Origin of the sequence: Marinobacter segnicrescens, from assembly GCF_900111555.1 — a bacterium.
In the GTDB taxonomy this organism is placed as follows: Bacteria; Pseudomonadota; Gammaproteobacteria; order Pseudomonadales; family Oleiphilaceae; genus Marinobacter; species Marinobacter segnicrescens.
Genome location: NZ_FOHZ01000009.1, coordinates 72,274 through 85,739 on the forward strand (window position 1 = coordinate 72,274; position 13,466 = coordinate 85,739).

Genomic DNA, 13,466 nt, shown 5'->3' on the forward strand with positions numbered 1-13,466 from the left:
AGCCCGACCGGGCCGTACAATCTTCTGGGTACACCTGAATTACCATGGCCAGAACACCTGTCGCATTCCAACCTGGGGGCTCCCTGGCGGAACTCGCTCAGCTCCCGGGAATCCACAGGGTAGCGAAATTTCGAAAGGACGTCCGCCAGTGCAAGCCATTATCCCCGTTCACGTTCTCCGTATTTCCTGCATTGTGCTGGTTGCAGTTGTGCTGGTTGCAGTTGTGCTGGGCGCCTGCAGCTCCACCCGGCTGGCCTACCGTTTCGCCGACCAGGGTGTGCTCTGGTGGGTGGACGACTATATCACCCTGACGGGTGACCAGAAGTCGGCGCTACGGAACGACCTTGAGGCACTCAAAGCCTGGCACTGTGAGACGGAGTTACCCCGTTACTCCGCCTGGCTGGGCGAGCTGAGCCAGGAAATGGCTAATGGCGAGCTGCCACCGGAGCGTATCGAGTTCCATCGCCAGCAGGTGGCCGACTTTGCCGAGCCCCTGGCCACACGGATCGTACCCATGGCCACCAGAGTACTGACTGGCCTGAGTGACGAGCAGGTGACCGAGCTCAAAAGCAATATGGACCGTGAACAGGAGGAGCGAAAGCAGGAGTACCTGGGGGCAGGCAGCCGGGAAAAATCCGCTGAGCGGGTCACTGAGCGCGCCGAACGCTGGCTTGGCACACTCAATGAGCGCCAGCAAGCCATTATCAAAGACTGGACAGCAGGCCGCCAGGAGCAGACCCGGATCTGGCTGGAAGGGCGGGGACGCTGGCAAAAGGCCCTGGCCGGGATGCTTGAAGACCGCAACCAGCCAGACTTCGACGCCCGCCTGCGGGACCTGATCCTGAATGCTCCGGACTATCAGGGCGAGGCCTACAGGAACATGCTGGAGACCAATACCCGTGACCTCACGCAGCTGACTCACGACTTGCTCCAGGCCGCCGACGAGCGACACTGGCAAACCCTGCAGCAAAATACCGCCAGCCTGAAACAGGATGTCACGGCCCTCGCCTGTACCTTACCCGACTGACGTTATCGAACCCTGCCCCGGCGTTACAGGAATGAAGGCCTAACGAATACTCCCGGCCGACCACACCTGCCATCTGAAGGTGTATAGTAGGGCGCTTTCCCGACCTGCCGGATAACCCGCTACACCATGCTCGACCACGAAAACCAGCCAGTCCCCGATACCCGGGCACCACTGATTCCCCGTATTCTGGGCGAATGGCGCACGCTCGCCCTGCTTGGCGGGCCCATTCTGGTGGCGCAGATTGCTCAGATGGCCAATGGCGTTATCGATACGGTGATGGCCGGCCATGCCAGCGCCGAGGACCTGGCGGCGGTAGGCATTGGCAGCAGCATCTGGATGCCCCTGTTCCTGTTCTTCATGGGCCTGCTGGGAGCGCTGCAACCCATCATTTCCGGCTACAACGGCGCCCGCGCGGTGCAAAAGATCATGCCCGCCACCTGGCAGGGCTTATATATCGGTGCGATCAGTTCAGCGATCATGATCCTGCTGGTGGTCAACGTGCGCCCTGTGTTCAATATGCTGAACCTCGACGCGCAGACCTCCGATATTGCTGAAGGCTACCTGGACGCCTTTGCGTGGGGTATACCCTTCATGCTGTTGATGGTTGCGCTGCGGGGTCTCACCGATGGCCTGGGCCACACCCGGGTGATCATGGCGTTCTCGGTGCTGGGTACGCTGATCAACCTGCCCCTGAACTGGGCGCTGATCTACGGCAAGTTCGGCCTGCCGGAAATGGGCGGCATCGGCTGTGGCTGGGCCACGGCTATCTCCAATGCCATTGCCGCCGTTGCCATGGTGTTCTACCTGAACCGCAGCCCCATCTACAAACACTTCCACCTGATTGCCGACTGGGTGAAACCGGATCCGGAAAACATCCGTTACATCCTGCGCATCGGCCTGCCCATTGGCTTTACGATCTTTGTGGAAGCCAGCATGTTCTCGGTGATCGCCCTGTTCCTGGCGCCACTGGGACCGGTTGTGGTCGCCGGGCACCAGATTGCACTCAACGTCACCTCACTCCTGTTCATGCTACCCCTGAGCATCGGCATGGCCCTCACCCTGCGGGTTGCGTTTCTGGTGGGCGCCAGCACCCCGAATACGGCCCACCTGCTTTCCCGCAGTTCCCTGTTGCTGGCCTCCGCCACGGCGCTGGTATTCGCCGTCACCCTGTTCCTGTTTGCCGGACCCATTTCCCGGCTGTATACCGGAGATCCGGAGGTACAGGCGGTGACAACCCTGCTCCTGAAATTTGCTGCTATCTTCCAGATAGCCGACGTCATCCAGGTCAGCTGTATCAGCGCCCTGCGGGGTTACAAGGACACCCGCATCCCCATGTTCATTATGCTGTTCTCCTTCTGGGGCGTGGGCATGCCCCTGGGTTATGTGCTGACCTTTACCGATACCCTGGTTGCCGCCATGGGAGCGCCGGGGTTCTGGGTGGGCATCACCGCGGGGCTGGCTACCGCTGCCCTTCTGCTGGGCACGAGGCTTTTCCTCTATACCCGCACCCGACCGGTTAACTCCGAAATGTCGTGAAGTTTACAAATCCAAACGGAAATTTCCGGCCTGGCCGTCTACGCTGTTAAGACGTATTCCCATTATTTTTTGGCAGACGACCATGTGGGCGAAAAGCATCATCCTGTCACTGCTGGTTGCCAGCCCAGGGGCAGCCCTTGCTGAATCAGCTGATCCACCGGGTGAGTTGCGCTTCGCCAGCATTGCGGACCTGCCCAGCACCACGCTGGCTGTGCAATTGCTCAGCGCCGCCTATGACGACCTCGGAATTGATGTGACCGCCCGGGAAGTGCCCTCCCGGCGGGCCCTTATGATGGCCAGTATCGGTCAGTTGGATGGTGATCTTTTCCGTATTGCCGAAGTCGCCGACCGCTACCCAAACCTGATCCGCGTGCCCTACCCCCTGCTGGAAGGCAAGCTTCATGCTGTGTCGAAATTCCCTGACAACCGCCTGCTGGCAGGCAAAGGGGACTGGAGACCCAGGGTGGCAGTGCGCAGGGGCGTACTGATCGCTGAACAGACTGCCGACGACCTGAACATGATCCCGGTCCACGCCGACAGCTACCAGCAGATGCAGGCCATGCTCGACTGGGGCCGGGTTGACCTGGCGCTGGTATCAAGCATTGAGGGCATCTCCCCCCTGCAAAACGAGCGCTGGGACCATCTTTACATCCTCCCGGAACCGGTCACCCGCTTCACCCTCTACCACTACCTTCATCGCCGCCACGCCAAGCTGGCAGAACCGCTGGCGAACGCTCTGGAGCAACTGGATCGCAGTGGGGAAAAGGCCGGTATTGCAGATCGGCTGCAGAAGACCTTCAACGTGGCGGATACCCGTTCTGAGAAGGACAGCGCGCGGGAGTGAGAGAAGCATCCTTGACTACCTAGGGAGGCTCAATACACTCCCCATCAGGAACCTCAAGGAGAGACATATGGACGTTGTCGTAAAGCTTGACGGTATCGCCGTCGGTATCCCCAGGACAGGATTGGGCCTTAACGCCTTTTCCGCTTCTTACATTCAAGTCAACGCAGCTCCGAACCAACCACTGCGCACCTATGGGGTTGCGGAAAGTTTTTCAGTAGGCGGAGACAACAGCACTCTGGTCTACGGGACTATCACCACAGCCCCAATCAATCTGAGCCCGGAAGAGTTCCAGGCATTCTCGGTCGATAACGTATCCGGAAAATCGTTCGATATTCAGGTTAGCGGAACCGTACTGGTTTCCGGTAAGGCGGACATTACGATCTCTCTTATCGATGACCAGGGGCGCGTCGAGGAAGTTATCCAGCGCAAGGATATCAAGGTTAAAGGTGGCCAGCTTGCATCGACCAATGTTCGCGGGCGCGCGCGCCTGATGCCGCATTAAGCTGCAGGAGAATCGGTTATGGTAGTGGCATTCCCCATTACAAGGGCCATTGGCCGTGGCCTGATCTGGTTAGTCCGAATATCGGCGGTTATTTTCTCACTGGCGCTGCTCGCGTTCCCTTTCCAACGTGAAGCCTTCCTTTCTGCACGACCGAATGGGCCATCAGGCAAAGGCGTGGGCTCCGTCCTTTTCGACCTACTCATGCAACCCTGGCTCTCCGCACTGCTGGCGGTCACCATGGTCGTTTTTCTGATCGCACGCATCCGCCTGATACCCGATCGCTACTACCGACTCACAGATATGATTTACTTTGGCATGGTGACCGCCCTGCTTGCAGCCCTGCAGGCCCTGGCGTACCTGCCTGCATTATTGGCGCCACCCGTATGACTCAACGTCACGCAACCCACTTCCGGCCACTAGCCGCAAACTCTACTACCAGCTCGAAGACGTTGTCACACTCGTTCAGCTCTTCCGGCTTCGCGGTATAGCAATCCAACACATTGAAGCTGTGCAGCGGGAAAATCCAGTAAGGCCGGAAATTCCAGCCAGGAAGAACTCGTAGATTTTGCCAAAGATGTCGCCATTGGCATCGGCGGGAATACGGGAAAAGTTCTTGAGCAGTTCCACAAGCAGGGTGTTGCTGGTGCGGGTAAGGGCAAAGTATTCGTCCTTGGGCAGGATGCCATCCAGCTCGGGTTTGTATTCCTCGATGGCTTCCATGGCCTGCTTGATCTTTCGTGCCGGGTACCTCCGAATTCCGCGAACTCTCTGCTGATGTCCGACTCGGCACGTTTTGTATATGTCATCGGCGAATTTCATGAAGCTCAGGCCGAGTAGCGGCGTGGCATATTCGCGGGACTTGAGATCGGAGTTCGCCCACAGGTTATCGGCGGCAGACCAGGGGTCATCTTCAAGCTATTTGGACTGTTCAGCATTCATGTCGGGTTAGGCTCCCACCAGTCCGGATAGCAATACGAGAGCCGACTCTAAACGACTACCCAGCGCCGGCCAAGTCTGGTGCATCACTTTACCTGAAAGGAGCCCCCCGCACGCTCAATCCAAGTGACTAATTGCCCGGCTTATTATAGGAGCTGAAGGCTGCCGCGCAGACTCTTACAGAGGCCTCGCCAGAGCTGCTCCAGCCACCCCATTACCCCGGGAGCGCCACAACGGATAGGGAATACCGGACAGCCGGTTCATGACGAACGCATGGGCCAGCAGGATCAGCACCCCGGCCATCAGAATGGGCAGTTGGGCAGGATCCGGCATCAGCCCCAGGGACACGATCAACGCTGTGGCACCCGCCGGCGGATGGGGCACACGGAACAGCACCATCAGGCAACCAGTGAGCCCCAGGGACAAGGCCGCCGCTCCGACTCGGGCGCCATCGACGCCTTCCAGGAAAGCCGAAGGATGACTCTGCAAGCCAAACACGTACAGGCTCAGCAGCCCCATCACCGCGCCCAGAAAGTGACCGCACAGGGTGTTCCGCGGTGACGCCGGCTCCGCCATGGGCACATGAAACAGAATAAACGCCGTGGCTCCGAGGGAGGGGAAGATAAACGCTTCCTGGGTAACCAGGGCGACAAACGCCACCAGCGCAATGCTCACCCCACCATTGATCAGGCTGAACCCGGCCATCACCGTCTTGCGGCTGTAACGGGCAGCCAGGCTCTCCAGGTGAAGTGCCCGCAGCACCCCGGCCGTCAATTGCCAGCGTAATCGTTCGTTCCGTGCCCCCATGAGCGCCCCTGCACCAAAAAAGGGCGTAATGGTAAGGGGCGGCTATCGCAGTGACAAATATCAAATATCGATAAGGGTAATCGGCTCGCCGGGAAGCATACGTCAATGGCATTTCCCTTGCCGAGCGGGGTCACTAATGACAAACCGATACTGGCGAGTACACTGTGGGCTTACCGATACAACAGGAGAGGTTATGAGCGATAACCCCATGGAATTCCGCTTTCGGGTCCGCTATGCCGAATGCGATGCCCAGCAAGTGGTCTTCAATGCCCGCTACGCGGACTACGTGGACATTGCGGTAAACGAATACATCCGTGCGGTCTTCGGCCATTACCAGAACATGCTGGATGCCGGGCTGGATATGCAAGTGGTCAGCATGACCCTCAACTGGTCCGCCCCCGCCCACTTTGATGACGTGCTCTGTGCCCGCATCAGCGTGAAACGCCTGGGCAACACCTCGTTCACCCTTGAGGTGAACTTCGTGCGGTATCCGGATGCGTCGCCGATTGCCACGGCAGACGTGGTCTATGTCATGATTGACCCGGCCACATCCAGCAAGAAAACCATTCCTGACGACGTCCGCGAGCGGATGGTCACTGCCGGCCAGGGTGTCGTGGTCAGCCATGCCGGAGAGTAAGACCGCTGACACCGGCCAGAGCCTGGTCCGGGTTGCCCCGGGCGTCCTGGTCGTGGGCAAGCCCTTGCCCTGGCCGGTGTTCGATAACCAGGGTGAGGTCCTGCTGGCCCAGGGTTACGTTATCCAGGGGGACGCCCAGCTGGAGCAGCTCTACAAACGGGGCATGTTCTATCCCCGCCAGGCGGAAAACCCGGACGAGGAAGTCCAGGAAGACGTCGCCGAAGGGGAGCGCAATCCCTTCTCCGACTATCGTGCCCTGCTGAAAACCCTCAAGCGTACCCACCAGGCCATCTCGGCCCGGGACCCGGAGGCCCGCCTCAAGCTGCTGGGCTTCGCCCGGCTGATCGACCGCATCTGCCGTGAAGCGCCGGACCCCACCCTGGCCCTGGTACACCTGTATTCGGTGGAGCCCACCGCGACGGAGCAATCGCTGTTCTACGCCATTGTCTGCCACTTCACCGCTACCGAGCTTGGCATGGACGAAGGCCGGCGAGTGGTACTGATGGCGGCCGCGCTTTCCGCCAACCTGGCGCTGATGCCGATCCTTGACCGCCTGAACGCCTCCACCCATGGCCTCACCGACCAGCAGCGCACGATTATCCGCCGCCACCCCCAGCTGGCCGCGCGGGCACTGCACGATGCGGGCATCGAAAACCGCCTGTTACTGAAGATCATCATGCAGCACCATGAGCGCTCTGATGGTAGCGGCTATCCCGAGGGCCTGGAGGGAGACGCTATCCTGCCAGAGGCCAGTATCCTGGCCCTGTCGGAACACTACGTCGCCCTGATCAGCCGTCGTGGCTACCGGCCCCGGCACAGTATCACCGAGGCCCGCAAGGCTATCGCCGATGCCGCCCGGGAAAGTACACGACCCAAACTGTTCCAGGCGTTGCTTAACGCACTGACCCCCTTCCCCCCGGGCGGGCTGGTGCGTCTGGCCAATAACGAGATTGCGGTGGTCACCCACCGACCACTTCTGCGCAACGGCCATGCCGTGAAGGCCATTACCGACCCCCGGGGCAGCGCCTACCTGACCGGGTTCCGTCGCACGACGGATCTGCTGGAGTTCAACATTCGCGCTGTTGAGGTGGTGGATGTAATGCCGCCCATGGACTTCCAGGCGCTTTGGGACTACCAGGTATAAACCGGACGTTTCAACCAACCTTTCTTGCCCTGCCGGCAACCATGAACCGTGCTAGGCTGTAACCATCTCGCGAAACCGGAGCCGACATTCATGAAAGCCATTACCATTGAAAAGCAGTCCCTGAACTGGAACGACGTGGATGACCTGCCCTCACCGGAACCAGACGAGGTCGCCATCGACGTGGTCTGGGCAGGCATGAACAGGGCCGACCTGATGCAGCGCAAGGGCGCCTACCCGCCACCCCCCGGGGCTTCAAAGATCCTCGGCCTCGAGGTCAGTGGCCGCGTGGCGGCCGTCGGCGAGAATGTGTCCCACCTGGAAGCGGGTGACGAAGTCTGCGCCCTGCTTACCGGTGGCGGCTATGCCAGCCGGGTCAACGTCCCCTCAGCGCAAGTCCTGCCCGTACCCAGGGGCTTCACGCTGGAACAGGCCGCTGCCCTGCCGGAGGTCTTTGCCACCGCCTGGATGAACCTGTACATGGTTGCTGGTGTCAGGCCCGGAGAACGGGTGCTGGTCCATGCCGCCGCCAGCGGTGTCGGCACGGCCACCATCCAGCTGGCAACAGCCATGGGCAACCCGGTGTTCGCCACCGCCGGCAGCGACGACAAGCTCGCCTTCTGCCGGGAACTGGGTGCTGATGGCACCTGGAACCGCCACAACGGCTCCTTCGCTGATGCAGTGAAGGAGTGGGGCGGCGCCGACATGGTGCTGGACCCGGTGGGTGGTGACTACATTGCCGAAGACCAGAAGTGCCTCAACATGGAAGGCCGCATTATCCTCATCGGCCGGATGGGCGGCGCCGACGCCCACATCGACACCGGGGTGATGCTGATGAAACGCCAACGCCTGATCGGCTCCACCCTTCGGGCACAACCGGTAGGCCTGAAGGGCGAAGTCATGGACGCCCTTTACGAACATGTCTGGCCAAGGCTGGAAAGCGGTGAAATAAGGCCGATCATCGACCGCACCTGGCCGGTGGGACAGGCCGACGAGGCCATGGCCTACCTGGAAAGCAACGAGAGTACCGGCAAGGTTCTGTTGCAGGTCAGCGAATAGGGTGAGCGGCCCCGACAAAAGGGGCCGCCAGCTGCCCCGCTCAGGCTGATCGGCTCAGACCCAGTGCCCGGGCGTGATGGTTCAGGTGGTCATCGATAAACGAGGCAATAAAGAAATAGCTGTGGTCGTAGCCACGGTGCATGCGCAAATCGATATGGTGGTGGGCTTTCTCGCAGGCATCCGCCAGGGCCTCCGGCGCCAGCTGCTGTTCCAGGAAATCATCCGCCGTTCCCTGATCCACCAGCAGGGGCAGCCTTTCCTTTGCCTCGGGGATCAGCAGGGTGGCATCCCACTCTTTCCAGGTTTCCTCATCATCACCGAGATAACCACTGAAGGCCTTGCGCCCCCAGGGGCAGTTGGTGGGATTGGCGATGGGCGCAAAGGCGGAAACGGACTGGTACCGCCCCGGATTCTTCAGCGCGCATATCAGGGCGCCGTGCCCCCCCATGGAATGACCACTGATGCTGCGCTTGCCGGTCAGGGGCAGTTCCCTTTCCAGCAACTCCGGTAACTCTGACACCACGTAATCGTACATGTGGTAGTGACGGGACCAGGGCTCACGGGTGGCATTGATGTAGAACCCGGCGCCAGAGCCGAAGTCATAGCTGTCATCCTCGCCAGGCAGGTTCACCCCACGGGGACTGGTGTCCGGGCATACAATGGCGAGCCCCAATTCTGCCGCGCGGCGCTGGGCGCCCGCCTTCTGCATGAAATTCTGGTCCGTACAGGTAAGACCGGAGAGCCAGTACAGGGCCGGAACCGGCTTCGGCTGGCCAGCAATGGCCGCCGGCGGCAGGAACACGGCAAACTCCATGTCGCAGTCCAGCACCTCAGAGCGATGACGATAACGGCGATGCTCACCACCAAAACAGACATTGCTTGCCAACAGTTCCATACCTAACCTCCCATCGCTTATCGACAATACTCCGGCGGAGGACAGGCCAGACAGAATGGCCCTGGTCAGTCAGCCCCGGCAAACCGGCCCACATCAATGCCGGCACCGACCCGGGCCAGCTCCGCCAGAATGGACGTGCGGGTGACAATACCCACCAGCCGGCCATGATCCTCCACAGGATAAACCTTGGGCTTGCCGTGACCAAGGTTCTGGGCCAGGTCCACCACGGACATTTCCGGACTGATGGTGACCGGCTCCCGCTTCATCACGTCATCTACCGAGGGCTCACCCTCGCCGTGATAATTACTGACCAACAGCGCATGGATGCAGTCCTGCTCTGACACAAAGCCCACCACCTTACGATCCTTATCCACTACGGGAAGACCCGTAACATGGTTCTGTAACAGGTGCTTGACCACCACAGGCAGTGGTGCACCAAGGCGCACCGGCTCAATATGGTTCCACATGATGTCCGAGGCTTTCAGTGATCGCATCATGACCGTCTTCCTGTTCCTTTTGCGTCCTGTTGAGGCCACATCCGTCGCGCTACCTGAGGCAAGCGGTGCAACCAACTCAACTATAACCTTAGCAAGAAGCGTGGAAAACGAAATGTTCACTTTCTCACCAAAATCGGGAGAAGTTCCCAACTCACTGATTTGAAACATTTACATCCCCGGCTCAGTAGCTAAACTTCATGCGGACCTGAAAAAGACTCACTAACGCCCCCTGTAAAGCCGCTCTCCGGCAGGGGGTGCCACGGAGACACCTATGGAAGCGATTAGCAATTTCGTATCTGCCATAAATGGCCTGGTGTGGGGCCCACCCATGCTGGTGCTGATTCTTGGCGTAGGGCTGTTCCTCAGCCTGGGCCTGAAACTGATGCCTATCCTCCACCTGGGGGAAGGGTTCCGCCTGATGTGGAAAGGGCGCACCGGGGGGGACGCCGTAAGCGAAGGTGAAATCCCGCCTTTCCAGGCACTGATGACAGCCCTGTCCGCTACCATCGGGACTGGTAATATTGCCGGGGTTGCCACCGCCGTATTCCTCGGCGGCCCCGGCGCCCTTTTCTGGATGTGGCTGACCGCACTGGTCGGCATGGCCACCAAGTATTCAGAAGCGGTACTGGCGGTAAAGTTCCGGGAAGTGGATGAGCGTGGCGCCCATGTCGGCGGCCCCATGTACTACATCCGAAATGGCCTCGGCAGGAAATGGGCATGGCTGGGCGTGCTGTTCGCCATCTTTGCCGCCATTGCCGGGTTCGGCATTGGCAACACCGTTCAGGCCAATTCAGTAGCTGACGTATTGCAAACCAACTTTGCACTGCCCCACTGGGCGACCGGCCTGATCCTGATGGTGCTGGTGGGCATGGTACTGATTGGCGGCATCCGGCGGATCGGCCACGTAGCCAGTGCCCTGGTGCCACTGATGGCCATTTCCTACGTGGTCATCGGCCTCGCGGCCCTGGCCGCCAACGCCAGTGAGTTGCCCGCCGCCTTTGCCATGGTCTTTACCGATGCCTTTACCGGCACCGCTGCAGAAGGCGGTTTTGCCGGCGCAGCCGTGTGGGCCGCTATCCGCTTTGGTGTGGCACGGGGCGTATTCTCCAACGAGGCCGGCCTGGGTTCAGCCCCCATCGCCCACGCCGCCGCCCAGACCCGGGACCCCATCAACCAGGGTATGGTGGCGATGCTGGGTACGTTCATCGACACCATTATTGTGTGCACCATCACTGGTATGGTGATCATTACCTCGGGTGCCTGGACCAGCGGTGAATCCGGCGCGGCACTGACCTCGGATGCCTTTGCCCTCGGCATTCCCGGTGGCAACTACGTGGTGGCAGTAGCCCTGGCCGTCTTCGCCTTTACCACCATCCTGGGCTGGTCTTTCTATGGCGAGCGCAGCGTCGAGTTCCTGTTCGGCGTCAAGGCCATCGTGCCTTACCGGGTACTGTGGATCCTCGCGATTCCGGTCGGTGCCACCCTTAAGCTGGGCTTTGTCTGGTTGCTTGCCGATACCCTTAACGCGATGATGGCACTACCCAACCTGATTGCCCTGGCGCTGCTCAGCCCGGTGGTTTTCCGGCTGACCCGGGAGCACTTCGAGAATCAGAGAAAGGTCGGGGTCTGATGCCACTGGTGGCATATCACGATTACCAAATCGTATAACACCGGCATGCCTGCCCCCTTGAGGAGTGAGGCGGCCGGTCCCATAACTGAGTGGTATAAGACAACGCTGAAGGTTGCCACGGCGACCCGGAAGTAATTTACGGATAACCAAACAGAGCCTTGCAGACTTCTGTGGGGCTGTAGTACCGACAACGGAGGAGAAGGTATGAGTTTACGTCTTGGTGATACCGCGCCTGATTTCGAACAGCAGTCCAGCGAAGGCACCATCCGCTTCCACGAGTGGCTGGGGGATGGCTGGGGCATTCTGTTCTCACATCCGGCCGACTTCACACCGGTGTGCACCACCGAACTGGGCCTGACCGCCAAGCTCAAGGACGAATTCGCCAAGCGCAACGTCAAGGCAATCGCCCTGAGCGTCGACCCGGTGGACTCCCACAAGGAGTGGATCAACGACATCAACGAAACCCAGGGTTGCTCGGTGAACTTCCCGATCATCGCCGACGAGGACCGCAAGGTGTCCGAGCTGTACGACATGATCCACCCCAATGCCGACAACAGCCTGACCGTGCGCTCCCTGTTCGTGATCGATCCGAACAAGAAGATTCGCCTGATCATCACCTACCCTGCCAGCACCGGTCGTAACTTCAACGAAGTGCTGCGGGTCGTCGACTCCCTGCAGCTGACCGATGAACACAAGGTCGCCACCCCGGGCAACTGGGAACGCGGCGAAGACGTTGTCATCGTGCCGTCCCTGCAGGACGAGGACGAAATCAAACAGCGCTTCCCCAAGGGTTACAAGGCCGTGAAGTCCTACCTGCGCATGACCCCGGACCCCAAGTCCAACTGGTCAGGCGACTAAACCCCGCCAGCACTGCACCGAGCTACCAGCTGAGTGCGGCGCTCAACCAGGTATAAAAAAACCGGCCCGCTGCAACGCGGGCCGGTTTTTTTGGGTATGAACAGAGCGGACCGGATCAGAATGCCGGCACAACCGCCCCTTCATACTTCTCTTCGATAAACGCGCGCACATCCTCGGATGTTAGCGCTTCCGCCAGCTTCTGCATGGCCTCGGAGTCCTTGTTGTCCGGACGGGCAACCAGGATATTCACGTAGGGAGAGTTGGCACCCTCAATCACCAGCGCATCTTCCGCCGGGTTCAGACCCGCTTCCAGGGCGTAGTTAGTATTGATCAGCGCCAGGTCCACCTGGTTCAGGATACGGGGCAGCGTGGCAGCCTCCAGCTCCTTGAAGTCCAGGTTCTTCGGATTCTCGGCAATATCCCGCGGCGTGGCGGTAATCTTGCTCTCATCCTTCAACTTGATCAGCCCGGCATCCTGCAACAGCAGAAGCGCACGGCCACCGTTGGTGGGGTCATTGGGGATAGCCACGGTAGCACCCTCTTCCAGCGCGTCCAGTGAATCCACTTTCTGGGAGTAAGCCCCGAACGGCTCGATATGAACACCGGTCACCGTCACCAGGTTGGTGCCCTTGCCATCATTGAACTCATCAAGGTACGGCTGATGCTGGAAAAAGTTCGCATCCATCCGCTTCTGATCCACCTGGATATTCGGCTGCACGTAATCGGTAAACACCTTCACCTGCAGGTCCACACCGTTCTCCTTCAGAGCCGGCTGGATAAACTCCAGAATCTCCGCATGGGGAACCGCCGTCGCCGCAACGGAAAGCGTTTCTTCCGCCTGCGCGCCGGAAAAGACCGCGAAAGCGGTCAAACCAACCAGTGTTTTCTTGAAATTCATAAAACTCTCCCAATTGACGACAAAAAATTATTCAAACCCAAAGGCAACTCCCAACTATGGGAGTCTTCCGGCTGAGAAGTTTTCCCCGGACCCTGGAGCGCCATGGATGGCGCGACGGAGCCCTACATGGACGTACTTGCGAGGCGTGTCCGGGGAAAGCTTATCGGCTGGAAGGCTTCTCCACCAAAGCCAGGAATCG

Annotated in this window: 15 protein-coding genes; 10 read left to right on the forward strand and 5 right to left on the reverse strand. The window is 59.8% G+C overall.

All coding sequences use genetic code 11. From position 1 onward, the window contains the following. Positions 1 to 148 precede the first annotated feature (148 nt). The 5 genes from BM036_RS10745 (at position 149) to BM036_RS10765 (ending at position 4,296) form a co-directional block, all read left to right on the forward strand. Positions 149 to 1,027: a DUF6279 family lipoprotein gene (locus tag BM036_RS10745; RefSeq protein ID WP_091851633.1), complete on the forward strand. Its 879-nt coding sequence runs from the start codon at positions 149 to 151 to the stop codon at positions 1,025 to 1,027. A 126-nt stretch (positions 1,028 to 1,153) separates the two neighbouring features. Beyond that, on the forward strand, positions 1,154 to 2,563 hold the full coding sequence (locus tag BM036_RS10750; protein ID WP_091851635.1) for an MATE family efflux transporter: 1,410 nt from the start codon (positions 1,154 to 1,156) through the stop codon (positions 2,561 to 2,563). An 82-nt stretch (positions 2,564 to 2,645) separates the two neighbouring features. Continuing rightward, positions 2,646 to 3,407 (forward strand): type 2 periplasmic-binding domain-containing protein, encoded by a 762-nt coding sequence (locus tag BM036_RS10755; protein WP_091851638.1) that lies wholly within the window; start codon positions 2,646 to 2,648, stop codon positions 3,405 to 3,407. Between the two features lie 67 nt (positions 3,408 to 3,474). Beyond that, positions 3,475 to 3,909: a hypothetical protein gene (locus BM036_RS10760; protein WP_091851641.1), complete on the forward strand. Its 435-nt coding sequence runs from the start codon at positions 3,475 to 3,477 to the stop codon at positions 3,907 to 3,909. 18 nt (positions 3,910 to 3,927) lie between these two features. Further along, positions 3,928 to 4,296, forward strand: a complete 369-nt coding sequence (locus tag BM036_RS10765; RefSeq protein ID WP_091851644.1) for a hypothetical protein — start codon at positions 3,928 to 3,930, stop codon at positions 4,294 to 4,296. 75 nt (positions 4,297 to 4,371) lie between these two features. Here BM036_RS10765 and BM036_RS20100 read toward each other — a convergent pair whose 3' ends face one another. Next, entirely contained in the window at positions 4,372 to 4,629 is a 258-nt protein-coding gene (locus tag BM036_RS20100) for a type I restriction-modification system subunit M (RefSeq protein ID WP_091851647.1), read from the reverse strand. Between the two features lie 393 nt (positions 4,630 to 5,022). Continuing rightward, entirely contained in the window at positions 5,023 to 5,652 is a 630-nt protein-coding gene (locus BM036_RS10775; protein WP_091851650.1) for an HPP family protein, read from the reverse strand. Positions 5,653 to 5,845: 193 nt separating this feature from the next. Here BM036_RS10775 and BM036_RS10780 point away from each other — a divergent pair, with 193 nt between their 5' ends. The 3 genes from BM036_RS10780 to BM036_RS10790 all read left to right on the forward strand — a co-directional run bounded on the left by BM036_RS10780 (position 5,846) and on the right by BM036_RS10790 (position 8,489). Then, positions 5,846 to 6,289, forward strand: a complete 444-nt coding sequence (locus tag BM036_RS10780; protein ID WP_091851653.1) for an acyl-CoA thioesterase — start codon at positions 5,846 to 5,848, stop codon at positions 6,287 to 6,289. Next, complete coding sequence (locus tag BM036_RS10785) at positions 6,276 to 7,433, forward strand: HD-GYP domain-containing protein (protein ID WP_091851656.1); 1,158 nt, start codon at positions 6,276 to 6,278, stop codon at positions 7,431 to 7,433. The genes BM036_RS10780 and BM036_RS10785 overlap by 14 nt, the downstream gene beginning before the upstream one ends. Before the next feature lie 90 nt (positions 7,434 to 7,523). Further along, a complete protein-coding gene (locus BM036_RS10790) occupies positions 7,524 to 8,489 on the forward strand; it encodes an NAD(P)H-quinone oxidoreductase (RefSeq protein ID WP_091851659.1) in 966 nt (321 codons plus the stop codon). A gap of 40 nt (positions 8,490 to 8,529) precedes the next feature. Here BM036_RS10790 and fghA read toward each other — a convergent pair whose 3' ends face one another. Then, positions 8,530 to 9,384, reverse strand: coding sequence for an S-formylglutathione hydrolase (gene fghA, locus BM036_RS10795; protein ID WP_091851661.1), 855 nt, complete (start codon positions 9,382 to 9,384; stop codon positions 8,530 to 8,532). A 65-nt stretch (positions 9,385 to 9,449) separates the two neighbouring features. After that, complete coding sequence (locus tag BM036_RS10800) at positions 9,450 to 9,878, reverse strand: CBS domain-containing protein (RefSeq protein ID WP_091851849.1); 429 nt, start codon at positions 9,876 to 9,878, stop codon at positions 9,450 to 9,452. A 274-nt stretch (positions 9,879 to 10,152) separates the two neighbouring features. Between BM036_RS10800 and BM036_RS10805 the strand changes: the two genes are divergently transcribed. Next, positions 10,153 to 11,511, forward strand: coding sequence for an alanine/glycine:cation symporter family protein (locus BM036_RS10805; protein WP_091851664.1), 1,359 nt, complete (start codon positions 10,153 to 10,155; stop codon positions 11,509 to 11,511). Positions 11,512 to 11,715: 204 nt separating this feature from the next. Next, positions 11,716 to 12,369 (forward strand): peroxiredoxin, encoded by a 654-nt coding sequence (locus tag BM036_RS10810; RefSeq protein WP_091851667.1) that lies wholly within the window; start codon positions 11,716 to 11,718, stop codon positions 12,367 to 12,369. Positions 12,370 to 12,484: 115 nt separating this feature from the next. Here the strand turns inward: BM036_RS10810 and BM036_RS10815 are convergent, their stop codons facing one another. Further along, on the reverse strand, positions 12,485 to 13,267 hold the full coding sequence (locus BM036_RS10815; RefSeq protein ID WP_091851670.1) for a MetQ/NlpA family ABC transporter substrate-binding protein: 783 nt from the start codon (positions 13,265 to 13,267) through the stop codon (positions 12,485 to 12,487). Positions 13,268 to 13,466 lie beyond the last annotated feature (199 nt).